Raw genomic sequence first — 26,218 nt, forward strand, 5'->3', positions numbered from 1 at the left:
CCGCCCGATGATCTCTGCCATCTCCTCTGCGCTGCCCTTTCTTCTCGACGGGCTCTGGATGACGTTCAAGATCTCGCTGGCGACGATTTTTTTCGGCAGCCTGCTGGGCGCGATGGTCGGTACGGTCCGTGCCTCGCCGCTCAGGTCCCTGTCGTTCGTCTTGGGGCTTTATATCCACGCATTGCGCGGAACGCCGTTCCTGATCCATCTCTACGCGGTCTATTTCATGCTGCCCGCGACCGGTGTGGCGTGGCTGCAGTTCGACGCGATCACCGCCTCCATCATCGCGCTCAGCCTCTATACCTCGACCTATGTCGCCGAAGTCGTGCGCGCAGCGCTCGAAGCCGTGCCACGTGGTCAGGTCGAGGCCGCACGCTCGGTCGGCATGAGCACGCTGCAGACATTGCGTCATGTCGTGGTGCCACAGGCCCTGAAGCTGATGATACCGCCGATGGGCGGCGTCTATGTCATCATCATCAAGGGTACGTCCATCGTGTCCGTCGTGGGCGTTTCGGAACTAGTGCGCGCAGGCGAGCAGGCCGCCCAGCGCGACCCAAGCCACATGCTTGTGATCTACGGGCTCGTGGCGCTCATGTACCTGGCCTATTGCTACCCGGTCCTGCGGATCGTGCGCTGGCTGGAAACGCGCTTTGGCGCCGGTGTCACCATCAATATCTAGGATTTGGGAAAAATGACCGCTGTCCCATTGCAGCTTGGGCTGCACACTTACAGTTTCGAAAACCACTTTCGGTATGCGCCCGGTTTCGATGTCTTCGACTTCATAAGGCTGGCCCGCTTCCTGAAGCTATCTGGCGTGCATATCAGCATGAATGACGAGCATTACCGATGGGTCGGCGGCACTTCCGTCGAACAGCTGCACCGTGTCGGCAAGGCCGTGCGCGACGCCGGGCTGTTTCTTGAGGTCGATACCTCGGGCACCGACCCCGCGCATCTTGCCCGTGTACTAAAGGCGAGCCGGGAGATGGGGGCCGACCGTCTGCGGACCTACACCGCCCACACCGGCACGCCCGAAGAGCAGCTGGCGAAGACCACGCGGGATCTGAAGGTCGCCGCCCCGATCGCAGCCGACCACGGCATCGCCGTGTTGCTGGAAAATCACGAGGATTTCACCGGCGCCGAGGTCGCCCGCATCATCGACGCCGTCGACCATCCCAATATTGGCGCGCTCTTCGACTTCGGAAATTCGATGATGGTGCTCGAAGAACCAATGGCCGCCGCGCAGGCCATGGCGCCCCATGTGCGCACGGTTCATGTCAAGGATCAGATCGTGGTGCAGCCTGATGCCGCGCCGCGCCCCATCGTGTGCGGCGCACCCATCGGGCGGGGCAATATCGATGTCGCCGGTATTCTGGATTACGTCACCCGTGCCAGCGGTCTTGAGCGGATATGTATCCAGAGCGTCTATGCCTATGCGGCGCCCATCGTGCGCAATCTTGACCGGTTTCGCGAAACCAGTGCCGCATCGCCGACGTTCCGGGTCACGGAGCAACGCACCGATGAAAGCCTTTTTGCACTGGATCACCGCCGGGAATCGCAAACCGACCTTGCCCGATTGCTGAATTTCGAACTGTCAGCCGTAGCGTATGGTGTGGGGCGGCTGCGCACGATCCTGGGCCAACTGGGTTTCGCAATCGCATCGGAATAACCAGCCGCGAAGCCGCAGACACCCCGGCGGCTTCGCAGGTCACTTGACAAACGCACGGTCGTCGAGCCGCCCGTGATCTGTAATCCGATAAACCGCGCCACCTCTGAAAAACCAGATCGGTCACGCCGTCGGCAAATTCGGGGACGTCGATGCCCCGCGTCATCCAGACCCGTGCGAGAAAGTTGTTGGCAAAGGGCTTTTCACCGGGTGCCCGCCCGGCGCGGATCGTCGTCCAGTCGGCGTCAAGCTCTTCGGCGGCCAGCAAGCGGACGCCTCGCGTACGCGTGGATATGTGCCGCACCAGCAGATGTTGGTCATTGCCGCATCAATCTCGTCATCGCTCGGGGTCGCCGAAATCGTCCGCAGAGATTCCTTGGCAATAGGTCTTTGCGAAGTCGATAAAGACGTCGCGGGCAGGGTGTGGCTCCCTGGCCTTCCAGCAAAGAGCGAAGGGCAATACCGGGACGTCTTGCCCCTCAAGCGGGCGGAAACACACGCCGGGGCGCGAAAGGTCGGCCATGGGCTCGATCACGAAACCAACGCCGCGCCCAGCGGCCACCAACCCGATCACCGCGGCCGAGTTCGACACCTCATGCGCGATCTGCGGTTCAACCCCCGTCTGACGGACCATGTGGACCAGCCGATCGAAAATCGCCGGGCCGGTGCTGCGCTTGGTGACGATCAGGCTTTCGCCAGCCAAGGTCGATGGGTCGATCGATTCCTGCGCAATAAGCGGATGATCCTTCGGCAAGGCGGCGAAGTATCGCTCGCCCGGCAAATCGACGTGGGGTTTGGCGGCCCGGCGCAGCGGCGGATGCAGGAAGCCCAGGTCAAGCCGCCCGGCCTCCAGTTCAACTTCAATCCCATCGGACAGGTATTCCGTCAGTTCCAGCCGCACGCCGGGATGTCGGGTTTCGAAGGCCTGGATCAGCAACGGCACGAAAGAAAAAAACGACACCGAGGTATAGCCGATACGCAGTAGGCCTTCGCCGCCCTCACGGATGCGCGCCGCCATGACGGCAAGGTCGTCGCATTGGCGTAGCAGCGCCTGGGCATGGGGCAGGAACTGCGCGCCGGCGCGGGTCAGGCTTGTTTCACTTGAATGTCTTTCGAACAGCGCAAAGCCCAGCAGATCCTCCAGCCGGGCGATGCGCTGGCTGAAGGTGGGCTGGGCAAGATGCACCACCTCTGCGGCACGGCTGAAGCTGCGGATTTCTGCCAGCGCGATGAAGCATTGCAGGCTACGCAGGTCGAATTGCATCTGTCGCCCTTTCCAGCGGATGGCTATTGGTTTTTCCAATACGAGACAAGGTAGTTGAAATTGGAAGGTTTCGGCCTGGACCCGCATATCTGCGAGGCGCGGATAACCCCGTATCGTAGCTAGAGGATCCCATGATGCAAAGAACCATCTTACCCGTTCTGTCGATTGCACTATTTTCGCTTCCGGCGCTTGCTGCAGAGACGGCGCTGCTCGACGCGCTGGACGCCAGCAGGATCGTTGCAATCTCGGATGGTGATTTCGTCAGCAGCACCTATTCGGATGGCGCCCTCGCACCCGAGGGGGCAGGATACCGTGATCTGTTAACAGTGCTGACACGCGGGTCCGAAGGTTGGACGCGGGCCGAGGTCGAGATATCGAACTCGGTCACGGCGGCACCGGAAATCCTGGTGCTTGACCCGTCGGGCCGATGGGCTTTTGTCGCCGAACGTCTTGAGGGCAGGACTGCGAATGCCAGCGTCGCGGCGGATCTGGCACCGGGTAGCCGGGTCCTTGCCATCGACCTGTCGGATCCGTTTACGCCGCGCCTGGCCTTCGAGACCCGGGTGATGGATCTGCCGGACGCGCTGGCGCTAAGCCCGGATGGTCGTTTCCTGGCGGTTGTCGGAGGAACCGGGGCCAATGCGCGGATCGACATCCTTCCCTTCGGCGCGGCGGGGTTTGGCACGCCACAGCAGTTTCCGCTCGGCGGGCTTGGACTTGATGACGTAGCGGGCCCCCTTTCGGCCACCAATGTTCATTGGCATCCGCGCGGTGACCGTCTGGCGGTCAACCTCAACCGGCAGAACCGCGTGGCTTTGCTGTCCTTTTCGGAGGTCGAAGGATTGCGCCTGGTCGGCACACCGGAAATGGTCGGAACCGACCCGTTCGTCGGCCGGTTCAGCGCGGACGGGCGATATTACTTCACCTCAGACTGGGGGCGGAATTTCGAGGCCACCAGCCTTGAGGCCCGGTTGCCTGACCGGCCCTCGACGCTTTCTGTCCTGAGTGTCGGACAAGATGGGCTCAGCAATCTCGGCAGCGTTGACAGTGGTGAATCCGCGGAAGGGTTGGCCGTAAGTCCCGCAGGTGGCCTTGTCGCGACGGTCAACATGGATGGCACGGTTCTTGCCGGCGACAGGTTCAGCCGGCACGCAACAGTAGCGCTTTTTCAACTGGATGATACCGGCGGGCTGAACAGGCTGGGCCTCTACCCGCTTGAAGGTGTCCTGCCCGAAGGCGGCAGCTTCGACGCGTCGGGCCGGCATTTCCTGGCCACGGTGTTTGAGGGCCATGACGGAGCGGAACCCGGAAAGGGCGCGGGCCTTGAGGTATTTGCCGTGACCCCCGAATCCGGCCACGGTTCTGCACTGAAACCGCTGGGGCGCATTCCGATGCCGCACGGTGTGCATCACGTGGTCATCCATCCCTGAACAACCGTATCCCGGTCGGGCTTGGTCTGCCCTGCCGTTCTTCTGGTCCTGCGAAGTGGGACCGTACTCTCCTGATCCAAGAAAGGAAATTCAGCATGACTCGTCTTCGCATTGGTGCCACATTCCTGAGTGCCGCGCTTCTGGCCTTGGGCCTTCCGTTGGTGCAGGCCAATGCCCATCACGGGTTTTCCGGCGCCTATGATGCAACGGCCCCACTTTATATCGAAGGTAGGGTGCAGAACGTAATCCTGTCCTATCCGCACGTGGAAATGACAGTCGAGGTCGCCGAGACGGCAGAGATACCGGCCGATCTTCCAGATATCGAAAATCTGGGGATCGACGACGTACCCGGTATCATCACCGTGGTCGAGCCAGGATCATACGAACTGCAGATCGCGGGGACGGAATTCGTATCGCTGCTGGATGGCCGGATCGCCCAGGGCGATCGCATCGCCCTGGTCGCCCTGCGCAACTGTCTGCCGCCGCATGAATACCGCAGCCGCTGGATTCGTCTGGCGTCCGGTGATGTCGTCAGCAATTCCGGTCCGACCCAGGCCGAAGTTCAGGGCTGCGAAGGGGAATGAACCTGCTGGCCGAGATCGCGGGGCAACTGCCTCTGGCCGGATCCCTGCGCCGGAGCCTGCCGCTCTATGCGTTCGTCAATGCCAGCCACGTGCTGGGGCTTGGCATGCTGTTGGGGTCTGTCCTGCCGCTCGATCTCGGGATTCTGCGCGTGCCCGGCTTCGGCTGGGCGCGCGATGTTTCAGACCCGCTGCGACGGCTTGCTCTTGCCGGCTTTGCGCTGGCTGCTGTATCCGGGCTGTTGCTCTTTGCGGTTCGGCCTGAGGATTACCTGGACAACCGGGCATTTACCTGGAAGGTGGCACTGCTTGCGGCAGCGGGTATCAACGCGGTGACCTACGTGCTTCTGGCCAGGTGGCGGTTGCGTTCTGCATTGGCGGGCATGTCGGTGGGCCTCTGGCTCTCGGTGCTCCTAGCCGGCCGTTGGATCGGCTTTTCATGATCTTTCCCCGGACTGATCGGAGGTAACATGTGGCGTCTCTACGCAACAGCTGGCCTGCTTGTCTTACTCGTTCCTCTCTTCGTGATGGCACAGGACGCGCCGGTGCCCCTGCATCGCGCCGGTTTCGATACCTATGCCCGTGTGACGCGCAGCGATGGTACATGGCGGGATATCCTCATCCGCCCCGAAGATCGCCGGCGCTTTGCGTCCAGCGGAACATTCGCCACGGGCACGATCCTGATGATGGAGAGCTTCCGAAGTTCCGGCGCTCTTGGAGCCGTCTTTCTGGCCGAAAAGAAGGTGGAGGGGTGGCGTTACGCGTCACTGCCAGCAGGAGGAACGCTGGACGATGCGCGCCCAGCGCATAGCTGTTCCGCCTGCCACCGGCTTTCGACCTCCGGCAGTCCTGTTTTTACCCTTCCGCTCCTGCGCCGAAACCTGACCGACGCAGACGTCCAGTTTGTCCACTGTCCGCGCAGCGGGCGCGCGCCCTGCAGGCCGGAGGTCTATGACTAAACGGGTCGACGTGCTTACCGAGCCGCAGAGCGCCAATCATTAGCCGGGCTGGCTAAAGTTGATGGCAGATGAATGCGCTTTGCCTTGAGCTTCGGTTGGCAAAGCGTTGCGGGCAAGGCGGCCACAAGGCTCTCTTCTTCGCGACATGCCATGTAAGAGCCCGGCATTACAGCGCTGCCCACGTGATCCAAGCTCCCCAGACCAAGAGCACGATGCCGGATACAAGGTCCAACCATCGTGTGGCACGCGGCGTGATGCGTGATCGTACCGATGCCGCAGCCGTCACCAGGAACAACCACCAAAGTGCGGATCCGAAAAAGACACCCGCCACAAGAATGAACGGGGCGCTTGGTGACGAGGCGGCCGAGGCGCCAAGTCCCGCGACCAGAGCGACAAAGGCAAGGATGGTCATCGGGTTGGAAATTGTCAGCGCAAAGGTTGTCGCGTAGGCCGAAATCATGCCACGCACCTCTTTTGCGTCTGCGGCTTTTGCCCTTGCATCTCCGCTCTTCAGAAACGCGCGGATGGACATCAAGCCCAAAATGGCGATCAAGGTTCCGCCAAAGATCTGCATCGGTCCGGCATAACTGACCAGAAGACCAGTGGCCGCAAGGCCAGCGGCAACCATGAAACCATAGACTGCATCGGCGCTTGCTGCCCCGAGGCCAGACGCCAGGCCGGTCGCGCGACCATCTGCCAATGTGCGCTTTATGCACAACAGGCCGATCGGCCCGACCGGGGCGGCGACGGCAACTCCGACACCGACCCCTTTTAGAAGTACCTCTATCATCTCAACCTCCATCCGCACCGGGTGCCACCGGGACCTCCGCCGTTTCCTTGAGTGTTCTGATCGCAAAGATCGTCTCGGTGCTCTGGACCGCAGGGAGCGGCTTGATCACCTCGGCCAGAAGGGTCTCGAGGACCGCCATGTCGCGAACCCGGATTTTGGCCAGGTACGAATGTGCCCCCGAAATGTGATGTACCTCCATCACCTCGGGGCGTGCGCAGATTGTGGTAACCGCGCTTTCTTCGCCTTCGTAGCCCATGTCGATCAGGACAAAGCAGGCAAGGCCTGCACCCACGCGTTCCGCATCCAGCCTGGCGTGCCACCCCTGGATCGCTCCGGTCGATGACAGCCGGCGCAACCTGTCGTTGGCCGTGGATGTCGGCACTCCGACAGCCTTGGCAATTGCTGCGCTTGATGCGCGCCCGTCGCGCTGTACAATCTCGCAAATTTTTCGATCAAACTCATCCATAATCGGCGATTCTCCGGAAACTATCAGAATATTCGTACACTGTACGATTTAACTTGGCAATACCGTATGACCCGACATATGACTTTCCTGTCTGCTCGCCCGTGTTGCAGCGTGCAGCTTTGTTCTTTGTCTCGCAGGGGAAGGAAAACCGCCAAGGAACGAGGTCACGCGCTGAAAAACAACCGGCGCCATAGGCGGATTGGCATCACGCGCCAGTCGCGGTCAATTGGGCAATGACCGCCCGCAGCGTGACGGGCGCCGACCCGGGGATATACCGGCTGTTAACCCACCGGCAGTGCGAGGCCGCTCAAATGGGCGTGTTTGCAACAAGCACGCATCGCCCTTGGAATCGTGGCGCATCGCGTCCGACCAAGATACCGTGGTAAGTGCGGACGTTCAGACCATTCCCAGATTGGTCGCCCAGTCCGGATGCTCCATGATCGACCGTGCCCGCATCTTCTTCCACATTCCATATTTGTGGAAATCGAATTCCAGGCGCGACATCTTCAACTGGACCATCGACCATAGGCACCATTTCACATCCGCCAGCGCCCTGTACACCATGACACGGGACACGATGTCCGGTCGAATTTCGCCGAAATATTCCTCGATCAGTTCAAGCTCCCGCTGCCGGGAAAAGAACATTTCGCCAAACCAGATGCCAAGATCATAACAGCGATCGTTCATCGAGGCGTATTCATAGTCGATCAACATGATCGAGCCATCGTCGCCGATCATGAAATTGCCCGGCATCGGATCGTTGAAAGATGTCACCAGATCATAACCAGACGCCTCGATCGCCTGTTTCGCCAGCTGCGTGTTCAACATCAGCCATTCTGCGTCGTTGTACATCGGCGCCCCGAGATCGCGCACTTGATCCAGATGCTCGTCGATCATGTCGAATACGGTTTTCCTCAGGGATATCGCGGGCAATGCGTGCAAGGTGCGATAACCGGCAATTGCGGATTTGCAGATCTCGATATTTTCGAAATCCGCATTGTTCGACGGACGTCGATCCGACAGGAAATCGTTGATCTCAATCCCCTGGTCGGCAAGATCGTCGTAGACGTTCGGCCCCAGTCCGGCCGCCGCCGCCTTCTTGGATGCCTCAAGGGCTGCCACACGGTCGATGAACATCTCTGTACCCGCGCCCGGGACCTTGACGAACCAATCTCCGTGGCCATTGGTGGCCCTGACGCGCCAGTTCTCGTTCGAAATGCCTCCTGTAACGGGACCGTATTCCAACCCGTCACCGCCATCGAACAATGGCGCAGACCGGATCGCGGCCTCGATCGTTTCTTCCATCGGGTGTGTTGCGCTGCCCAGTGGTTTCATGATCATTGCGCCTCTCTGGTCATGCGAATTTTCTCTTCGTAGAGCGGGTGACTCAGGGACAGCCGTAGCCGAAGGAGCCGCCATTCGCCGTATTTGATCCATTCCACGGACTTGCGTTCCGACCGCTTGGCATTTAGCCGCGACCACAACGCGTGCAACATGTCATCGACATGCGACCAGAGGCGCGCGCGGACAAAACCGATCTGGTCGAACGTGCCGGCATACGCTTCATATCCTGCCCGCATGTCGGCCTCATGGTCCGTGATTTCGGCAAGAAGACAGCCCACATCATAAAGCGGGTCGTTCATACCGGCGCGGTCGAAATCAACCAGAAGCACCTTGCCCTTCGGACCGATCATCAGGTTCGAGGAAGACCCATCGTTACGGCATGGGGCAAGATCGGCCTTGTCCATCAGGGATTCGGCCAAGCCGATCACCCGGCGCAACCAAAGGATATCGTCAGGCAGCGCAACACCCTCGGCTTCATGCGCCTCAATCAGCCGGTCGATTTCCGCAAACGGATCAAAGCGCACGGCAAGGTCGGCGGTTCCGTGGAACTGTTTCAGCGCCTGCATCGCGCATGTGACGATCGCCGGATGCTGAAGGTCGTGCTGGCGGGCGCAGGTCCACCCGTCTCCGAGATACTCCATCAAGAGGGCGCCGGTTTCGGCATCGCTCCACAGAACGCGCGGACCTGCACCTGCGTCACCGGCCTGCCGGGCGGCCTGAATCGCCGTGACCACGTCAAAATAGTCCAACATCTCGGGGTGCATCCGCTTGACGAACCCCCCCTCGGCTATCGCCGACCTGCTTTCCAGTGCCTGATAGCTGGGCGAGGCCAAAGCCGCGGGCCCAGGCCGGGTCTTGCCCATCGCCTGACCGGCCGCTCCGAGAGTTTCCGCCAGCATCTGATCTGTCACCAATCCGTTCATGTGCCACCAACCGCTTTGTCAAGGGATCCACCGGCGCGGTCGATCCGCCGCACCATGTCCAAGAGAACATCACCGCCCGCCGTCAGATCCTCTGGGCTTGTGTATTCGTCATGCCTGTGGATCACGCCGTTCACCGACGGCACGGCGAACACAATCGATGGCACGATCGCACTGAGCGCAACCGCGTCATGCCCGGCAATGGTGTCAAGCCGCATCGTCGGATAGCCGAACGCAGTCGCCGCGGTCTCGCACAGCGATACGAGACGGCTGTCGAACCGGCCGGCCGGACGATGCTCGACGGCGATGATCTCGATGCCGACATCGGCCTTCTGCGCCAGTTGCGGCAGGGAATGACGCAACTCGGCTTCGGCCCATTCAAGCGTTTCCGGTTCGGGGGCGCGCAACTCGGCGAAAAGCTCTGCCCGGCCCGGCACGATATTGGGCGAGTTCGGAGAGATATCCATGCGTCCGACGGATGTATGCAACGTGTCCTTGGCCGTACCGGCCAGTTCGCGAAGCCGCGTCACAACGAGAGCCGCCCCAAACACCGCGTCGCGGCGTTCTGACATCGGCGTCGGACCCGTGTGATTTTGTTCGCCCGTCACTTCGATGCGCAGTTTCGCTGCGCCCCAGAACCGGATGAAAGGCGCGATCCGGGCACCGCTTTTTTCCATCTTGCTGTCGCCCTCGATATGCACTTCCAGGTAACAATCGGGGCGTGGCGCTGTATCGCCGCCCATGACACCGCAGCGGGTCAGTTCGTCGCGCACGCGCCTGCCATCGCGGTCACATCGTCCATGGGCAAAATCGCGGTCAAGCAAGCCCGCAAACACCGACGATCCCATGAGAGAGGGCTGGAACCGCGCGCCCTCCTCATTCATCCAGTCGGCGATGATGTAGTTACAGGCCGGCATTTCGCCTTGCCTCGACGCCTGAGCGCGCAGCGTCTCCACCGCGGCCAGGGCGGCCACCACCCCGTAGGCACCGTCAAAACGGCCGCCTTTGGGCTGGCTGTCAAGGTGAGAGCCCAACATGACAAGCGGCGCCTCTGGCCCGGCACAGTCGATGTGGCCGAAAACATTGCCGATATCGTCGATCAGCACCCGATAGCCCCGGTTTTCCAACTCTGCGCGGAACCAGTTTCGGGCAGCGGCGTGATCGTCGGTCAGTGCCGGACGATCCACGCCGCCATCGCCGGTGCAGCCAAATGCAGACACTTGCTCCATGAATGACTGCAGCAACTGCGCATCAATCCCCTCGGGTTTCCGGTAATCCATCATGCCGTGTCCTTTCTGGCGATTGCGCCATCAACGAGAAAACAGGCCGCAGATGAAGCGTCGCCGCGCTCGGTCAATGCCGGGTTTTCTGAGCGACAGCGATCGAAGGCGCGGGGGCAACGGCTGGCAAAGGCACAGCCGGGAGGCAGATCTATCGGAGAGGGTGGTTCTCCCTCAAGCAAACACTCCTCCGGCGCGTAGCGGCGCGCCTCCAGGGTGGGTGCGGCCGACAGTAACGCGCGGCTATAGGGATGACCCGGATCAAAGAACAACCTGTCGTTCGGGGCGACCTCGACGGTTTCCCCAAGATACATCACTGCGATCCGTGAACAGACCTTCCGAACCATCGTAAGATCGTGAGAAATGAAGATATAGGTAAAACCGTGTTTCGCCTGAAGCCGTTCGAACAGGTCCAGAAGCTTGCCCTGTTCTGTCTGGTCAAGCGCCGAAAGCGTTTCGTCCATGATCAGCAGGCGCGGCTCCAGAATCATCGCACGCGCAACATTCAGACGCTGACGCTGCCCTGCCGAGAGCCCCGTCGGAAGATGGTCATAAAGGCTGTCTGCCAGCCCCACTTCATTCAATACGCCACGGCCAAGTTCGCGCCGCCGCCTGCGGTCGCCGATGCCATGAATCTTGAGCGGCTCCTCGACGATCGAGCCGATCGTCGCCTGAGGGGGCAACGAGCCATACGGGTCCTGCAATACCAGTTGAAAACGGCGCCGCAGCGCGCGCAGCCGTTTCGAACTGGCTTCGCCCACGTTTTCGCCCTCGAAGAGAACCTGGCCGGCGTCCGGCCGCTCCAACCCAGTGAGCAGGCGCATCAACGAAGATTTCCCGCAGCCGGACTCACCCACGATGCCGAAATTGTCGCCGGGAAAGACGTCGAAATCCACGTTCCGAACCGCCTGAACAATCGCATGGCCCTGCTTGCCGCGGGTCACGTAGTGCTTGGCCACGCCGCGTACCGACATGAGAGCCGCCTGATCCTGAGCATGAGCTTGTTGCCCGTCACCCACGGGGCCGTCGGCCCAAAGCGACGGGAGTTCGTCAATCATTCCGCGCGTGTAGGCATGCTGCGGACGGGCAACCAGCGCCTCGGGCTCCTGGCGTTCGACCACGCGGCCCGAATGCAGCACCATAACTTCGTCCCCCGCATCGGAAGCCACCGGCAGCGATGAACAAATGAACAGGATCGCTGTGGAAAAGTTCTCATTCAGCTCGCGCATCAGCTTGAGGATCTGAGCCGCCACTGTGACATCGAGCGGCTGTGTGATGTTGTCGGCGATCAGCAGTTCCGGATCCGAGATAAGCGCATCGACGATCATTGCCCGCTGCATCATCCCGCCTGAATACTGGAACGGAAATTCGTGAAAACGTCTGTGGGCCGACGGAATCTTCACCGCCTCCAGCAACCGGATCGCCTTGGCCCTTGCGTCGGCGCCGGAGATTTGTGGCCGCACCGCCCGCAGCTTCTCAACCAGCTGCGCGCCGACGGTCATCGTCGGATCCAGCGCTCCTGCCGGGTTCCCGCCGACATACGCGATTTCGCGACCGGCAAGATGTCTTGCATGGGACCGGTCCGCGATCAGGTCGCGCCCTCCGAACAAGATCTCGCCTTTCGCAATTTCAAGCGGCGGAGATAGCCAGCTGGCAAGCGCCTTGGCCAGCACGGTCTTGCCGGAACCGCTTTCACCGATCACCGACAAGACCTGCCGCGGCTTGAGATCGAAACTGACCTCATCCAATACCGTGCGCGATCCGTGATCGTTTTTCACAACGACGGTGAGATCGCGCACTGACAAAAGCGTTTCGGTCGTATTTTGCAGATCAAGCGACATGTCACACCCCGCCGTAAATCTTGTTGCGCGCGCGTTCGAAGGCCGCCCCCATCAGGTTGATGGATGTCAGCGTAACCACCAGGAATACGCCGGGCATTGTTGCGATCCACCAGGCGTTCAGCAGGTATTTCCGCCCGTCCGCGATAATGTTGCCGAATGTGGGGGTCGGCGGCTGAACACCCAACCCGAGGAAGCCGAGCACGGATTCGAAAATCATCATGCGGGCGATATCCAGCACCGCGACCAGGGCCATTGGGGGCAGGACAAGCGGCAGGATCAGCGTGAACATTATCCGCCAGTCGGTGGCACCCAGAACCATCGCACCGCGGATATATTCCTTTTTGCGTTCGGACATGACACTGGATCGCATGACACGGGCGTAAACCGGCCATCCTGCAAGCCCCAACACAAGAATTATCGATGGAATTGTCGGTCGTGAAACGCCCAGGATCGTGATGGCCAGAATGATCATCGGCAGTGACAGCTGCGCATCGGTAAGGCGCATCAGCACGGTATCGACCCAGCCGCCGAAGTAGCCGGCAAACAGCCCGATCAACGCACCAAGCGCAACCATCAGAACCGTGGTGGATACGCCGATCAACAGCGAATAGCGAAGCCCCACAAGCGAGCGCGAAAGCATGTCCCGGCCAAGCTGATCGGTGCCCAGAGGGTGCATCCAGCTCCATTCTTCGCCCACGAAAACCGGCGGGGTCAGTTTGGCCGAGATGTTCATCTTGGTCGGTTCAATACCCGAGAACATCGGATAGAAAACAGCAGCCAGCACGAGCAGGATGAAAACGGCAAAGCCGAACCTGAATTCCTGCGAGCGGAATGCCTCGCTCCAGATACGAGCCGGGATGCTGAGTTCCTTGCGCGTCTCAGGAATATCGGAGTAAGTGTTCGCACGGGTCATCAGTAGTCCAATCTTGGGTCGATAGCCGTCGCACACAGATCAACGGCAATGTTGATCAGTACGAACGCGGCGGCGGTTACGATTGCGATGCCCTGGATCAGCGGGAAATCCCGTTGCATGACCGCATTGATGGTCAACAGACCAAGCCCGGGGTAATCGAAGATGAATTCGATGACGAGAACGCCACCCAGCAACATGGAAAACTGCACACCCAGCAGGTTGAGAAGAGGTACAGATGAGTTCTTGAGCGCGTGCCGAAATATGATCTGATTGCGAGTCAGACCGCGCACCGAGGCGATATCGATGAAATTCTGGCTCATTACCCCGGCGACCGAAACGGATAGTGTCCTGATGATGAAGGGGGCAATTTCGACGGCCAGAACCAGTGCCGGCAGGATCGTATAGGAAAATCCATTATACCCTATCGCAGGCAGCAGTTTCAGTTTCACGGACAGAAGCAGCGCCAGTACGATGCCGAGCCAGAAATTTGGCAAACCCACAAAGAATGACGACAAATACAATGCGAACTTGTCGGGCAGGCGGCCCGGGTTCAACCCGGCCCACACGCCTATCGGAGTGGCGATGACCAATGCGAAAACCATCGCCAAGACCGCAAGCATGAGCGTCTTTGGAGCGGTTTGCGCGATCAGGTCCCATACCTTGGCACGTTCGCCGCGGGTGCTGTCGTCAAAACTGGCGCCGCCAACTGCGGCACCATTGGCCGGGCGTACGAAGCTTTGGCCAAGATCCCCCTTGGCGATCCCCCCGACATATCGCGCGAACTGCTGATAGATGGGATCCCGCAAGCCCATATCTTCTGCAATCTGTTCGATCAGCGCCTCGGGCGCCATCCCGCCCGCCATCAGCCGCACTGGATCGCCGGGAACGACGCGCAGCAACGAGAAAATAAGCGCCGATACAAGGAAGATGATCAGGACGCCCTGTAGCAGGCGGCGGGCAAGAAATCTTGCAAGAAACATCCGGATACTCCCCTTGAATGTGGAAAAGGCGTGGGGCCCGCAGGCAAGTGAGGGCCCCACCCGAGTGACGGGAGGACGATCAGCCGAAGAACGCCTTGGAAGCGTCGGCCGTGCCGTCCGGGTAGATGAACAGGTCTTTCACGTTGGCGCGCACGCCGTGCATCAGCACCGATGTGAAGAGGCTGTAGGCCGGAACCTTTTCCGCCAGCAGCGGCATGAGATTGGTCTGCAGGCTTTCGCGGCGGGCTTCCAGCGAGGCTGCGTCGCGTTCTTCGTCCAGCGCGGCGTCGATCTCCGGGTCCACGATGCCGCAGATACGTTTGGACGTGGAATGGAAATGGGTCCGCAGGACCAGATCAGGCTCGGGCGAGGCCGATGTCCAGCCGCAGTCGATCATGTGGCCCGGTCCGCCACCCGGCCGGTCATAGAGCCGCTCGTTCCATGCCGCCGTCTCCATGACATTCAGCGTCACCGGGAACCCCTGTTCCTGCAGCAGGGCCGTGATCACCTCGCCATATTCCTTGGTTTTCGGGTAGAAACCGGTTGAGGTGATGTATTCCAGTTCCGGCAATTCCTCACCATTGGGAAAGCCCGCTTCGGCCAACAGGCGCTGACATTCTGCGGGATCGTATGCCGGATAGTTGTCCAGCTCGGTATACCCGAACTTGATCGGCGAAACGAAGTTGGAAGACGGTTCGCCCGCGGCCCCCATGATCTCGTTGATAAGTGACCGGTCGATGGCGTGGCAGGCTGCCTTGCGCACCAGCGGGTTGTCAAACGGCGGCTTGGAGCAACGGAACCACAGGTATTTGTTTTCCACCGAAACGGCGCGGTTGATGACGATATCGTCCTCGTTCATCAGTGTGTCCACCTGTTCCGGTTCCAGCCGCTCGATGACATCGGCCTGCCCGTTCAGCAGGGACAGCATGCGCGTGGTGGCATCTCCGACATAGGAAAAGACCACACCTGGAATTTTTGGCGCGCCGCGGAAGTAATCCGGGTTCGCCGCCATCACGGTGTCGTTGCCGCGCTGTTCGACGAACTTGAATGGTCCGGTACCGTTCAGGCGCTGGTTGATCACCCCGTTGGGACCGCCGGCAATGTCCTTTGCGGACAACATCGGCAGATAGGACGCGAGGAAAATGAACATCGCCGCGCCATAGCCGCCCTTGGTGGTGTCGACGACAACGGTGTAGTCGTCGGGTGTGGTCACCTCGAACGTATCGGCAAAGCCGGGATAGACCTGACGGGCGCGTTCGGGTTGGGCGCCGTACTCGAACGTCGCCTTGACATCCTTCGCCGAGAACGGCTCCCCATCATGAAAGGTTACGCCCTCGCGCAATTTGATCTCAAGATGCGTCGCATCCAGCAGATTGATCTCGGTGGCCAACTCATAGACCACCTCATCGGGGTTCTCGGGCAACATCGGCGATCGCGTCAGGAACCCCATGACGAAACCTTCGATGTTGAATTGGGACAGCGTCGTGTGCGCCATCGGGTCCCAGTTGCCGGTAATATTCTCGGCCGACAGGAAGGTCAGAGGACGCCCTTCATCCGCAAAAGCGGAACTGACAAAGAACTCGGGATTTATGAGCGGTGCAGATACCGCTGCCCCAGACATCATTCCGTAATGAAGAAACTTTCTTCTATCCATTTTCACTCTCCTGTTGCGGCCGGTTGGGCCTTTGGTTGTGCGGCGGCGGACTAAGCGCCGACGGGGTCGCGCAGGGCGTGCATCTCGGCAAGTAACTGCGCATGTAATTCCGGTGTGGCGGCCGCTAGGACATCGCCGCTGGAGGTCATGCTCAAGGCATTGCCCTCCCAATCCGTGACCACCCCTCCGGCGCCGCGAACAATCTGAACCACGGGCAGGTAGTCGTAAGGCTCAAGGTTGGTTTCCACGACCAGGTCGCAATAACCCGACGCCAGCAAGGCGTAGCTGTAGCAATCGCCGCCGAACCTGAGCAGCCGAGCGCGATCGCGTATCATTTCGAAAACCCGCTGTTTCGGGCCTGAAAACAACAAGGGATCGGTTGTGTAGGCGTAGGCGTGGGACAGGCTGCGGCAGTCGCTGGTCGTAACGTGTTCACCGTTCATAGTTGTCGGCAGGCCGGCAGACCCGCACCAGCGCTCGCCGGTGATTGGCATGTCGATCTGGCCCAGCTTGGGCTCGCCATTCTCCAACAGAGCGATCAGCCCACCAAAAAGCGGATGGCCTGTAACGAAACTCTTGGTGCCGTCGATCGGGTCGAGTACCCACACAAACCGGTTGTCCAGGTTTTCGCAGCCGTGTTCTTCGCCAAAAATCCCGTGATCGGGATAAGCGGTTCCGATCATCGCGCGCAGACGCAATTCAATCTCGCGATCAGCGACCGTAACCGGGCTGTCATCGGGTTTGTGGGCCACGTCAAGCGAGCGCCGGAAGTAGTGACGAGAGATCGGGCCGGCCTCATCCGCGATCCGGTTGGCGAATTCGAGTGCTTTGGTCAGATCGGTCATCAGAATCTCGTGATAGTGGGGCTCAGCACCAGCAAGCTCACGAAGACGCTTCTACGACCAAATCCACAAATCCACATTGTTCTTCAAAAAACACACACTTTAGCGGGAGTAGTGCAAATTTTTTGTGCTAATTTGCATAATTGAGTAGATTTTTTGCACAGAATGGTGATTAAATCCACACGATCTTAATTGAGGTGTGGATTTGTGCGAATCGACTTATGGTTTCGAAGACGAAGCAGGGACAGGGTCCATGAAGGTGCATGAACGACAGATACGCATTCTTGATGAGCTTGCGGCGCACAAGAAGGTTCACACGAATGAACTCGCCGATCTCCTCGTCGTTTCGCGGGAAACGATTCGCCGGGATCTTCTTGATCTCGAAGAGTGCGGCAGCGTAACGCGCATCCACGGCGGTGCAGTCCTTCCGAAACACGCGATCATACCAGAGCCACGGTTCTCTGACCGCCTTGAAACCCACGCCGCCGGCAAGCACGATATCGGGCGCGTTGCTTCAACGCTGGTCGAGCCGGGCTCGACGCTCTACATCGACGCGGGCACGACCACGCTGGCCTTTGCAAGAGTCCTGGCCGATCTTCAGATCAGCCTCCGGATCATCACCAATTCGATAGAGATTGCGCAACTTGTTGCCAGGAGCGAGCAATTCGAGGTCTTGCTTCTGGGCGGGGTTCCCCACATGGACGTGCCTGCGACCTACGGCGAACTGACTTTTTCCGAGATCGACCGCTTTCTTGCAGACTCTGCCGTCATTTCACCTGTCGCCTATCATTCGGTTCGAGGTGCCTCCGATTACGAGCTTCACGAGGCTGAGGTGGCACGTCAGATGATCCGCAGATCCAAATCCTGCATCATGCTGTGCAACAAAGACAAAATCGAGCAGCAAAGCCGCGTGACCATTTGCCGGCCTGAGGAAATCGATCATCTGGTTACGGATGCCGATGCCGATGCAGCAATAACGCTGCCGCGCGGGACGGTGCATTTTGCCTGACATTGCTTGCTGTCCGGCGTCGGCACCTGCAGGGCCGGGATGTTGATTGTCAACGGAGCGATGTTGAACCGGATGCCCGCAAGGCACCCCACCCTGAGCGTACTGAACAGTGGACCCGCATCTTTCCGACAGGGCCCCCCGGCGAGAAGAGCGCCTGCTTGCGGTCGATCGGCACCAAAAAGTGCATGCGGCCTCTCTTGCGAGCGTGACTTTGGGGGCCGAGTTCGGCGTGATCTGTTCGAACGCGATTTGCACCGTTTTCGGTACGGACTTTCTCTTTCGCCTTGATCGCCGTAGTAACAAAATCATGTCTGACCAGATCAAAGACCTTCATCACGCCGTCACCACGCTCATGCGGGTGTTGAAAATTGCCGAAACGGATTTGCAGGTCGAGCATCGCGCGCTGAACTTTCTTCCTGTGGATATTCAGAGCCTGCGCTTTGTCGCCGAGCATCCGGAATGCCGTTTGTCGGACCTTGCCAAGTATCTGGGCGTGGTCCCGACCACCGCAAGCAGCGTGGTCGATCGGCTGGTCGAACGCGGATTCATCGAGCGACGAAGACCCGCAAGCGACAGGCGGTCCATCGCCCTTTCGCTCACTGACCTCGGGCGGGAGGTTTTTGATCGGCTGGAAGCTGAGGAGCGCATGACGATGCTTCTCATGCTGGAGGCGCTGCCAGAGGAGGAGCGGGCTGATTTTGTGCGTCAGATGATGCGGATTGCCGAGACAGTTTTAAATTAACGATACTTGTATTATACGAAGATCGTATTATCTTCCATTCTGAAAAAATGGAGGTAGGTAGCATGCGGTTGGCTAAGTGGGTGGGTGGAACGGTTTCCGCGGTAATAGCGGTATCGTTTCTGGGCATCGCCGGGTGGAATTTTCTTGACGGGACACCGTCAGCTGCCCCGATCGATGGCGAACAAGAAGCCTTTGATCTGTCGCGACTGCTTGTGCTCGTGGATGGCGACATGGCGGCCACCGGATATGCAGACGGAAAGCTGCATCCCATCGCGGGTGCCCGCGACATGATGGTTGCTATAGACGGGCTGGGCACGGACGCACCGCAGATCACGGAGGTGCCTGCCTCCAACACGGTAATGGGCTGGCCAGGGGCCATGACGGCCGGTTCCGCGGGCCGATATGCCTATGTGGTCGAAAGTCGAAAAAACGCACCAGAGGGCGTGGCCGCGATGAACAACGTCTTTGCCGAGATGCCCGTGGGTACCTTGCTGACGACCATAGAGCTTTCGTCTGGTGAGGTTGTTGCGACAACCGAGATTTGCACACGTCCCAACAACGTAGACATCTCGCCAAGCGAGGATTGGTTGCTGATTTCCTGCGGAACGCATGAAGGAGAATTGGCGGTGGTGCCGCTGGTTGACGGACAGCCACAGACACCGCGGATCCTTGACCTTGATCTGCCCGATATTGCCACGCGGCCTGGGGTCAATGACGGGCTGACCTACGCGATGATCCACCCCGAGGGTGCCGCGGCAGGGTATATCGCTTCGGACGTCGGTGTGGGCTTGATACGGTTCAAGCTGGATGCAGACGGCGTGCCGATGGCGGCAATGGCAGAGCCACCGCTGCAAGAGGGCGACTGGTTGTCCGTGGGTCGCTGGACAAGGGCGGGTGACCATTTCCTTGTCGCCGATGTGGCCTGGGGCGCTGCCCCGACGGATGCGCTCTTTAACGGAAAAGGACAGATCCTGTCTTTCGCGCTTTCGCCAGACGACGATGTCCGTGGCGTTGTCTCGGCGGCAAAGGTCTCGAAATCGCCCGAAGCTTTCGAGTTGAACCGTGCGGGCGATCGTCTTGTGGCGGTCAACATGGAGCGCACCTATCTGCCTGGCGGCGTGTTCGGCTTGGTGCCGGGGCGCGGCGCGTCGTCCCTGTCGCTGGTGGCAATCGACGACGCGACTGGACATCTTGAAACCCTGGGCGACCCTGTCGGTTTCGAAGGCGTGCTGCCGGAAGATGCCGTCTTTGATACGGATGGCAACCAAATTGCAGTTGTGGTTTTCCAGGACCATGACGCCCCGCGCAGCGATGGCTGGATCGAGACGTTCACACTCGAAGGCGACCAAATTCGCCGAACCGGAGAACGAGTCAAGCTGCCGCGCGGTGCACATGATCTCTTTGCGCTGGACAGAAGCAATGCGGTTTCGAGAGATTGACAAAGGGCTGTTTCGCGCGACCCGCCGTGCCACAAATGTTTATCTGGCCGATCGCGGCGGGCATGGTGTCCTGATCGATACGGGAGAGCCCGACTTTGCACCCTTGATTGAACAGGCGCTTGGGCCACATCCACCTGTTCGACAGATCCTTCTGACCCATGCACATTACGACCATGCCGGCAGCGCCGCTGTTCTGTCGGAAATTCTGGGCGCGGATGTTTTCGCTGCGCCGGCAGACGCAGAACTTCTCAGATCCGGTGCCTGGCGCAGGGTTGCTGCTCCGGCACCTGACTTGATCGGGCGCCTCGCGACCCGCTTTGTTGCCGATCGTTTTCCTGACCGAGTCCAGGCGGTAAAGGACATCCGTTCCATCGTTAGCCCTGAAGACATAGCATGGGCCGATGCGCGGCTGATCACATTGCCTGGTCACTCGGCGGGGCAATCAGGGTTCGGTTTGCCCATAACCGGCGGGAAAGTCGCTTGGATGATCGGCGATGCGATTATGACGGTGCCGTGGATCCGCGAACCCGTACTTTACGAAGACCGCCAGCGTGGATTGGTCTCCATCCGTCTGCTGGCGGATTTGGTCAGGCCGGGCGATCTCATTTGTCCGGGGCACGGCATGCCAGCACGGGTTACTAACAAGATCATTGACCGCCTTCGCAAGATATCTGCCCGTTAAGAGTAACCGTCAAACAATCGCCGGAGAATTGCAAAGCTACCGGTCACAAAACACTGGCCCTCGTGCAGCGCTACACCGGGGCCGCAGGCCGCGAAGGCATGGCCGATTCCGCGATTGAGAAACTGATCCCCCGCCCAAATGGCGAGCGCAATTTGGCGAACCTTCCCAAGAGGTCCGTCAAACCCGACGACAACCCCGAGAAGGGAAGGGAAAATTTATGAGAAGTGGTGAGCCGTGCAGGATTCGAACCTGCGACCCACTGATTAAAAGTCAGTTGCTCTACCAACTGAGCTAACGGCCCACTAGGCGGCCTATCTAGAAAGACCGGCCCCAAGGGTCAAGCCCGAAAATCCAAGTAAACACGACGTAGTGCTGGATTCATCAATTCGGCGGGTTTATATGCGCCACGATGGCCGCAAACAGCGATAACACGTTGCCCTTTATGAAGATGCACGGGCTGGGAAACGACTTTGTCGTGCTGGATTCGCGTGTGCATCCGGTAGAGATGACGCCGGCACGGGTCATCGCGATCGGGGATCGGCGATTCGGCGTGGGATTCGACCAGCTTGCGGTGATCGAGCCGGGCAGGGCGGATGCGCATCTGACTTTCTACAACGCCGATGGAACCAAGTCCGACGCCTGCGGCAACGCGACCCGCTGTATCGCGCGCTATCTCATGGACGAGGCAGGGAAGGACCGCCTGCACCTGACCACCGCAAGGGGTGATATCCTCGCGCGGGATGCTGGCGGCGGGCTGACCTCGGTCAATATGGGGCAGCCACAACTGGAATGGACGGAAATCCCCCTGTCCGAGGCGATGGATACGCTGGAACTGCCGATCGAGGGGCATCCGACCGCCACCGGCATGGGCAACCCGCATTGCACGTTCTTTGTCGAAGATGCCGAAGCCATCCCGCTGGAGCAATTCGGCCCCCGCTACGAGACACATGCGCTTTATCCGCAAAAGACAAACGTGCAGGTCGCCAGCGTCATCGGTCCCGATTATATCCGGATGCGGGTCTGGGAACGGGGCGTCGGCATCACGCTGGCGTCGGGATCATCGTCCTGTGCCACGGCGGTGGCGGCGGCGCGCAAGGGGCTGACCGGCCGCAAGGTGCGGATCGATCTTGATGGCGGCAGGCTCGACATAGACTGGCGCGAGGATGGCGTGTGGATGACCGGGCCGACGATGCATGTTTGCGACGGCGTGCTGACCGCAGATTTCCTCGGGGCGGTCTGATGGGCGCCCCGCCGATCTTTGCCACGCTCGGCTGTCGCCTGAACGCCTATGAAACCGAGGCGATGAAGGAATTGTCGGACGCGGCGGGCGTGGAAAATGCCGTCGTGGTGAACACCTGCGCGGTGACGTCCGAGGCGGTGCGCAAGGCGCGGCAGGAAATCCGCAAGCTGCGGCGCGAGAACCCCGGCGCGCGGCTGATCGTCACCGGTTGCGCCGCCCAGACCGAGCCCGAAACCTTCGCCGCCATGACAGAGGTGGATGCCGTCATCGGCAATACCGAAAAGATGCAGCCTGACACCTGGAAGGGGCTTGCCGCCGATTTCATCGGCCAGACCGAGGCGGTTCAGGTGGATGACATCATGTCGGTGACTGAAACTGCGGGGCATCTGATCGATGGGTTCGGCACCCGGTCGCGCGCCTATGTGCAGGTCCAGAACGGCTGTGATCATCGCTGTACCTTCTGCATCATCCCCTTCGGCCGGGGCAACTCGCGCAGCGTACCGGCCGGTGTGGTTGTCGATCAGATCAAGCGGCTGGTTGACCGCGGCTATAACGAGGTGGTCCTGACAGGCGTTGACCTGACAAGCTGGGGTGCAGACCTTCCGGCGCAGCCCAGGCTGGGCGACCTGGTCATGCGCATCCTGAAACTGGTGCCGGATCTGCCGCGCCTGCGAATCTCGTCCATCGACTCGATCGAGGTGGACGAAAACCTGATGCAGGCCATTGCGACCGAACCGCGCCTGATGCCGCATCTGCATCTGAGCCTGCAACACGGCGATGATCTGATCCTCAAACGGATGAAGCGGCGCCACCTGCGCGACGACGCGATCCGCTTTGCCGAGGAGGCGCGCAGGCTGAGGCCCGAGATGACCTTCGGCGCCGACATCATCGCCGGTTTCCCGACCGAGACCGACGCGCATTTCGAGAATTCCCTGAAGCTGGTGGCAGAGTGCGATCTGACCTGGCTGCACGTCTTTCCCTATTCGCCCCGCCCGGGAACACCCGCCGCAAGGATGCCGCAGGTGAACGGCAGCGCGATCAAGGAACGGGCGGCGCGTCTGCGTGCCACAGGGGCGCGGCAGGTCCTGACCCATTTGCAGGGGCAGGTAGGCAAGAGCCACCGCATCCTGATGGAAAACCCGCGCATGGGCCGGACCGAGCAGTTTACCGAGGTCGATTTCACCACCGACCAAGCCGAGGGTCAGATCGTCACCGCAACGATCCAAGGTCAGAACGGGCAACGGCTTGTCGCCTGAGCCGGGGATGCGCCCGATCCTGTGGTCCTTTCGCCGCTGCCCCTATGCAATGCGGGCGCGGCTGGCGCTCGCGGCGGCAGGGGCACAGGTCGAACTGCGCGAGGTCATCCTGCGCGACAAGCCGCAGGCCTTTCTGGAAACCTCACCCACGGCGACAGTTCCCTGTCTGGATACCGGCGAGGAGATCATCGACGAAAGCCTCGACATCATGCTCTGGGCGCTGAGGAACAATGATCCGGAGCGGTGGCTGGAAATGCCGCCGCAGGGCCACGACCTGATCGACGAGAATGATGGCCCGTTCAAGACGGCGCTCGACCGGTACAAATATGCCTCGCGGCACCCAGAGGCAGACAGCGAGGCCGAGCGCGGGAACGCCAGCGCGTTCTTGATGCAGCTCGATGGGCTTCTGCGGGGGCGGGCTTTCCTGTTCGGATCGCGCGTCAGCCTGGCGGATATGGCGATCTTGCCCTTTGTCCGACAATTCGCCCATGTCGACCTGGACTGGTTCAGCGATCAGCCCTGGCCAGAGGCGCGCCGATGGCTTGAGGCGTTCAAATCATCCCAAAGCTTCACCGCGATCATGAAGAAATACCCGCAATGGCATCCCGGTGCGCCTGGGATCGCGTTTCCCTGATCTGCCCTGCCCGCCGGGCCGCAAAACGGATCAAACTGCCTCTTGCATCGGACGGGCTGATCGCCATGATGCGCGCGACCATCATCCGAGGCCCCGCAAGATGCACCCCAACACCATGTTCCGCAAGGCGACCGATGCGCAGAATATCGACTTTGCGCGCGAACAGGGTTTTGGCGTTCTGGCGGTCACCATGCCAGAGGCACCGCTTGTCAGCCATGTACCGTTTCTATTGTCCGGGGACGGTGCGACTGCCGAGTTCCACCTTGTCCGCTCGAACCCGATTGCGCGGGCGCTGAAGGCCCCGCTCAGGGCGCGGCTGGCGGTGCAGGGCGCGCATTCCTATGTCTCGCCAGACTGGTACGAAGTGGATGACCAGGTTCCGACCTGGAACTATGTGGCCGTGCATCTGGTGGGCGAGATCGAGCCACGCCCGGCCGAAGAACTGCGCGACCTGCTGGATCGTCAGTCGGCAGGCTATGAAACCCGCCTGATGCCGAAAGAGCCCTGGACGACGGCCAAGATGACACCTGACGTGCTGGAACGGATGATGCGCCAGATCGTCCCCTGCCGGATGCGCGTCGACAAGATCGAAGGGACCTGGAAGCTCAGTCAGAACAAACCCGATGCCGTCCGGCTGAATGCCGCCCGCCAAATGGAGGGCTATGGTTTTGGCAGCGAGGTACGTATCCTGTCGGCGCTGATGCGCGGTGTTGCCCCCTCTGACTGATACCTGTCATCATCGCAGTGAGCTTGATCGCACGATCAGGCCAACAATCAGGAGATTGCGCCATGAAACTTCTATCTGCCGACACTTCGCCCTTCGCCCGCAAGGTGCGGGTGTTGTTGCACGAGGCAAATCTGACCGACGATGTCGAAGTGATCTCGGCTGCGACGACGCCGTTTGACACCAATGCGGCCGTGGCCGCCGCCAACCCGATGGGCAAGGTTCCGACGCTTCTCCGCAGCGACGCGCCGGCGCTTTATGACAGCCGGGTGATCACGCGTTTCCTGGATGATTACGCAGTCTCGGGCCTCTATCCCGTCAGCCGCCTGTGGGACACGCTGACGCTGGAGGCGACAGCGGACGGGATCATGGATGCGGCCGTGGCGATGGCCTATGAAAAACGTCTGCGCCCGCCCGAGATGCAATCCGAGGATTGGCTGGATGCGCAGTGGAAGAAGGTCGCAGGCGCCACGGCGGTCATCAACCAGCGGTGGATGAGTCACCTGTCCGGGCCAATGGACATCAGCCATATCGCTATCGGCTGTGCGCTTGCCTATCTTGATCTTCGCCATGATGACCGCGGGTGGCGCAAGGGCAATGACGCGCTGGATGACTGGTTTGCGGTCTTCGCCGAGCGCGACAGCATGAAAGCCACCGCGCCCGCTTAGTGTCGCCGATCAGAAGCTGTAGCTGACGCCGACGTTGATCGCGTGAGTCAGCAGATCGGTGCTGACCCGACCGGGAAGCTGACCAATGACCGTCGGGTCGGGGTCGATCGTGATGTCGTTATCGGACCAGGTGAACTGATATTCGCTGAAAATCGCCCAACGGTCGTTGATATTGTATTTCAGACCGGCGATCCCGCGCACCGCCATGCCGGTGTTTTCATAGCCGAAGGTGCGGCCAGCGGATCCGTTCAGGGTCACGTCGACATGCGGAATCGCAACGCCAAGACCGCCACCGATATAGGGGGTGAATTTCTGATAGTTCTTGAACGCGCCGGGCCAGCGTTTCATGACATTCGCGGTGATGATGTTGTGCCCGTCCGACAGCTCGAAGCTGCTGGCGCCGATCGCGACCAGATCCGCGGTCGAGGCATAGGCCTTGGCATGTGTGCCCTCGATGCCGAAACCAATGTTGCTATCCGTCCACCAGATTGCGCGGCCGCCGTAGTAATAGGGGCTATCCAGCGGCCTGCCTTCCCAGTCGAAACTGCGGTTTACGGGGGTGCCGCCGGGCAATACGCCCGAGACCGTGCTTTCATCCACACTCTGGACACCCAGGTAAAGGCTCAGTTCCATTTCCGCAGCAGCGGGTGCGGCGGTCAGGAAGAGTGCGGCAAAGGCAGATTTCAGAAACTTTGTCATGTCGGATGACCCTTCTGGATTGAAGCGATGGTTTTCGACTGCTTACACCCGGAAAACAACACTCTCAAGCGCGACACATGCGCACCCTGATCAATTACGCGGCATTGTGCTCTGGACTGGCCGGAAAAGCACAGTTAAACATCGCGATGGAAAAGGTTGCGGGATTCCCGCGGCCCGGAATTGCATGAGCCGCATTCG

Annotated in this window: 27 protein-coding genes and 1 tRNA gene; 15 read left to right on the forward strand and 13 right to left on the reverse strand. The window is 60.3% G+C overall.

What is annotated here, in order from left to right:
• Positions 1–7: 7 nt before the first annotated feature.
• Both AAFO92_RS21200 and AAFO92_RS21205 read left to right on the forward strand, forming a co-directional pair.
• Positions 8–679, forward strand: a complete 672-nt coding sequence (locus AAFO92_RS21200) for an amino acid ABC transporter permease (protein ID WP_347538694.1) — start codon at positions 8–10, stop codon at positions 677–679.
• Between the two features lie 12 nt (positions 680–691).
• Complete coding sequence (locus tag AAFO92_RS21205; protein WP_347538696.1) at positions 692–1,666, forward strand: TIM barrel protein; 975 nt, start codon at positions 692–694, stop codon at positions 1,664–1,666.
• 334 nt (positions 1,667–2,000) lie between these two features.
• On the opposite strand, the gene AAFO92_RS21210 is transcribed toward AAFO92_RS21205, so the two are convergent.
• Positions 2,001–2,927 (reverse strand): LysR family transcriptional regulator, encoded by a 927-nt coding sequence (locus tag AAFO92_RS21210; protein WP_347538698.1) that lies wholly within the window; start codon positions 2,925–2,927, stop codon positions 2,001–2,003.
• A gap of 131 nt (positions 2,928–3,058) precedes the next feature.
• Between AAFO92_RS21210 and AAFO92_RS21215 the strand changes: the two genes are divergently transcribed.
• The 4 genes from AAFO92_RS21215 (at position 3,059) to AAFO92_RS21230 (ending at position 5,897) form a co-directional block, all read left to right on the forward strand.
• Positions 3,059–4,357 (forward strand): hypothetical protein, encoded by a 1,299-nt coding sequence (locus AAFO92_RS21215; RefSeq protein WP_347538700.1) that lies wholly within the window; start codon positions 3,059–3,061, stop codon positions 4,355–4,357.
• 95 nt (positions 4,358–4,452) lie between these two features.
• Entirely contained in the window at positions 4,453–4,941 is a 489-nt protein-coding gene (locus tag AAFO92_RS21220) for a hypothetical protein (protein ID WP_347538702.1), read from the forward strand.
• Positions 4,938–5,381, forward strand: a complete 444-nt coding sequence (locus tag AAFO92_RS21225; protein WP_347538704.1) for a DUF2214 domain-containing protein — start codon at positions 4,938–4,940, stop codon at positions 5,379–5,381. Before AAFO92_RS21220 ends, AAFO92_RS21225 begins: the two co-directional genes overlap by 4 nt.
• A 27-nt stretch (positions 5,382–5,408) precedes the next feature.
• Positions 5,409–5,897, forward strand: coding sequence for a hypothetical protein (locus AAFO92_RS21230; RefSeq protein WP_347538706.1), 489 nt, complete (start codon positions 5,409–5,411; stop codon positions 5,895–5,897).
• Positions 5,898–6,063: 166 nt separating this feature from the next.
• On the opposite strand, the gene AAFO92_RS21235 is transcribed toward AAFO92_RS21230, so the two are convergent.
• The 10 genes from AAFO92_RS21235 to hisN form a co-directional block, all read right to left on the reverse strand.
• A complete protein-coding gene (locus AAFO92_RS21235) occupies positions 6,064–6,699 on the reverse strand; it encodes a LysE family transporter (protein ID WP_347538708.1) in 636 nt (211 codons plus the stop codon).
• Complete coding sequence (locus AAFO92_RS21240; RefSeq protein WP_347538711.1) at positions 6,689–7,153, reverse strand: Lrp/AsnC family transcriptional regulator; 465 nt, start codon at positions 7,151–7,153, stop codon at positions 6,689–6,691. Before AAFO92_RS21240 ends, AAFO92_RS21235 begins: the two co-directional genes overlap by 11 nt.
• Before the next feature lie 396 nt (positions 7,154–7,549).
• On the reverse strand, positions 7,550–8,494 hold the full coding sequence (locus AAFO92_RS21245) for a choline kinase family protein (RefSeq protein ID WP_347538713.1): 945 nt from the start codon (positions 8,492–8,494) through the stop codon (positions 7,550–7,552).
• Positions 8,491–9,408: a phosphotransferase gene (locus tag AAFO92_RS21250; protein WP_347538715.1), complete on the reverse strand. Its 918-nt coding sequence runs from the start codon at positions 9,406–9,408 to the stop codon at positions 8,491–8,493. The genes AAFO92_RS21245 and AAFO92_RS21250 overlap by 4 nt, the downstream gene beginning before the upstream one ends.
• A gap of 8 nt (positions 9,409–9,416) precedes the next feature.
• The gene (locus AAFO92_RS21255) at positions 9,417–10,700 is read right to left on the reverse strand and encodes a Zn-dependent hydrolase (protein WP_347538717.1); all 1,284 of its coding nucleotides are present in this window, start codon (positions 10,698–10,700) and stop codon (positions 9,417–9,419) included.
• Positions 10,697–12,538: an ABC transporter ATP-binding protein gene (locus AAFO92_RS21260; RefSeq protein ID WP_347538719.1), complete on the reverse strand. Its 1,842-nt coding sequence runs from the start codon at positions 12,536–12,538 to the stop codon at positions 10,697–10,699. The genes AAFO92_RS21255 and AAFO92_RS21260 overlap by 4 nt, the downstream gene beginning before the upstream one ends.
• Before the next feature lies 1 nt (position 12,539).
• Positions 12,540–13,451 (reverse strand): ABC transporter permease, encoded by a 912-nt coding sequence (locus AAFO92_RS21265; protein ID WP_347538721.1) that lies wholly within the window; start codon positions 13,449–13,451, stop codon positions 12,540–12,542.
• Complete coding sequence (locus AAFO92_RS21270; RefSeq protein ID WP_347538723.1) at positions 13,451–14,431, reverse strand: ABC transporter permease; 981 nt, start codon at positions 14,429–14,431, stop codon at positions 13,451–13,453. Before AAFO92_RS21270 ends, AAFO92_RS21265 begins: the two co-directional genes overlap by 1 nt.
• A gap of 79 nt (positions 14,432–14,510) precedes the next feature.
• On the reverse strand, positions 14,511–16,085 hold the full coding sequence (locus AAFO92_RS21275) for an ABC transporter substrate-binding protein (RefSeq protein ID WP_347538725.1): 1,575 nt from the start codon (positions 16,083–16,085) through the stop codon (positions 14,511–14,513).
• A gap of 50 nt (positions 16,086–16,135) precedes the next feature.
• Entirely contained in the window at positions 16,136–16,930 is a 795-nt protein-coding gene (hisN, locus tag AAFO92_RS21280) for a histidinol-phosphatase (protein WP_347538727.1), read from the reverse strand.
• Between the two features lie 250 nt (positions 16,931–17,180).
• On the opposite strand from hisN, the gene AAFO92_RS21285 reads away from it, so the two are divergent.
• The 4 genes from AAFO92_RS21285 to AAFO92_RS21300 all read left to right on the forward strand — a co-directional run bounded on the left by AAFO92_RS21285 (position 17,181) and on the right by AAFO92_RS21300 (position 20,799).
• Positions 17,181–17,936, forward strand: coding sequence for a DeoR/GlpR family DNA-binding transcription regulator (locus tag AAFO92_RS21285; protein ID WP_347538729.1), 756 nt, complete (start codon positions 17,181–17,183; stop codon positions 17,934–17,936).
• Between the two features lie 109 nt (positions 17,937–18,045).
• The gene (locus tag AAFO92_RS21290; protein ID WP_347538731.1) at positions 18,046–18,678 is read left to right on the forward strand and encodes a MarR family transcriptional regulator; all 633 of its coding nucleotides are present in this window, start codon (positions 18,046–18,048) and stop codon (positions 18,676–18,678) included.
• 62 nt (positions 18,679–18,740) lie between these two features.
• Entirely contained in the window at positions 18,741–20,117 is a 1,377-nt protein-coding gene (locus AAFO92_RS21295) for a hypothetical protein (RefSeq protein WP_347538733.1), read from the forward strand.
• Positions 20,098–20,799, forward strand: coding sequence for an MBL fold metallo-hydrolase (locus AAFO92_RS21300; RefSeq protein ID WP_347538735.1), 702 nt, complete (start codon positions 20,098–20,100; stop codon positions 20,797–20,799). The genes AAFO92_RS21295 and AAFO92_RS21300 overlap by 20 nt, the downstream gene beginning before the upstream one ends.
• A gap of 225 nt (positions 20,800–21,024) precedes the next feature.
• Here the strand turns inward: AAFO92_RS21300 and AAFO92_RS21305 are convergent.
• A tRNA-Lys gene (locus AAFO92_RS21305) sits at positions 21,025–21,100 on the reverse strand.
• Between the two features lie 108 nt (positions 21,101–21,208).
• Between AAFO92_RS21305 and dapF the strand changes: the two genes are divergently transcribed.
• The 5 genes from dapF to AAFO92_RS21330 all read left to right on the forward strand — a co-directional run bounded on the left by dapF (position 21,209) and on the right by AAFO92_RS21330 (position 25,321).
• Entirely contained in the window at positions 21,209–22,039 is an 831-nt protein-coding gene (gene dapF / locus AAFO92_RS21310) for a diaminopimelate epimerase (RefSeq protein ID WP_347538737.1), read from the forward strand.
• Positions 22,039–23,295 (forward strand): tRNA (N(6)-L-threonylcarbamoyladenosine(37)-C(2))-methylthiotransferase MtaB, encoded by a 1,257-nt coding sequence (gene mtaB, locus AAFO92_RS21315; protein ID WP_347538739.1) that lies wholly within the window; start codon positions 22,039–22,041, stop codon positions 23,293–23,295. The genes dapF and mtaB overlap by 1 nt, the downstream gene beginning before the upstream one ends.
• 7 nt (positions 23,296–23,302) lie before the next feature.
• Positions 23,303–23,929, forward strand: coding sequence for a glutathione S-transferase (locus AAFO92_RS21320; protein WP_347538741.1), 627 nt, complete (start codon positions 23,303–23,305; stop codon positions 23,927–23,929).
• A 100-nt stretch (positions 23,930–24,029) separates the two neighbouring features.
• Positions 24,030–24,656 carry an FMN-binding negative transcriptional regulator gene (locus AAFO92_RS21325; RefSeq protein WP_347538743.1) on the forward strand — a complete coding sequence of 209 codons (627 nt, stop codon included), beginning with the start codon at positions 24,030–24,032 and terminating at the stop codon, positions 24,654–24,656.
• 62 nt (positions 24,657–24,718) lie between these two features.
• Positions 24,719–25,321 (forward strand): glutathione S-transferase, encoded by a 603-nt coding sequence (locus tag AAFO92_RS21330; RefSeq protein ID WP_347538745.1) that lies wholly within the window; start codon positions 24,719–24,721, stop codon positions 25,319–25,321.
• A 9-nt stretch (positions 25,322–25,330) separates the two neighbouring features.
• Here the strand turns inward: AAFO92_RS21330 and AAFO92_RS21335 are convergent, their stop codons facing one another.
• Positions 25,331–26,020: an outer membrane beta-barrel protein gene (locus AAFO92_RS21335; RefSeq protein WP_347538747.1), complete on the reverse strand. Its 690-nt coding sequence runs from the start codon at positions 26,018–26,020 to the stop codon at positions 25,331–25,333.
• Positions 26,021–26,218: the final 198 nt, after the last annotated feature.

Source organism: Roseovarius sp. CAU 1744, assembly GCF_039839345.1.
Classification (GTDB): domain Bacteria; phylum Pseudomonadota; class Alphaproteobacteria; order Rhodobacterales; family Rhodobacteraceae; genus Roseovarius.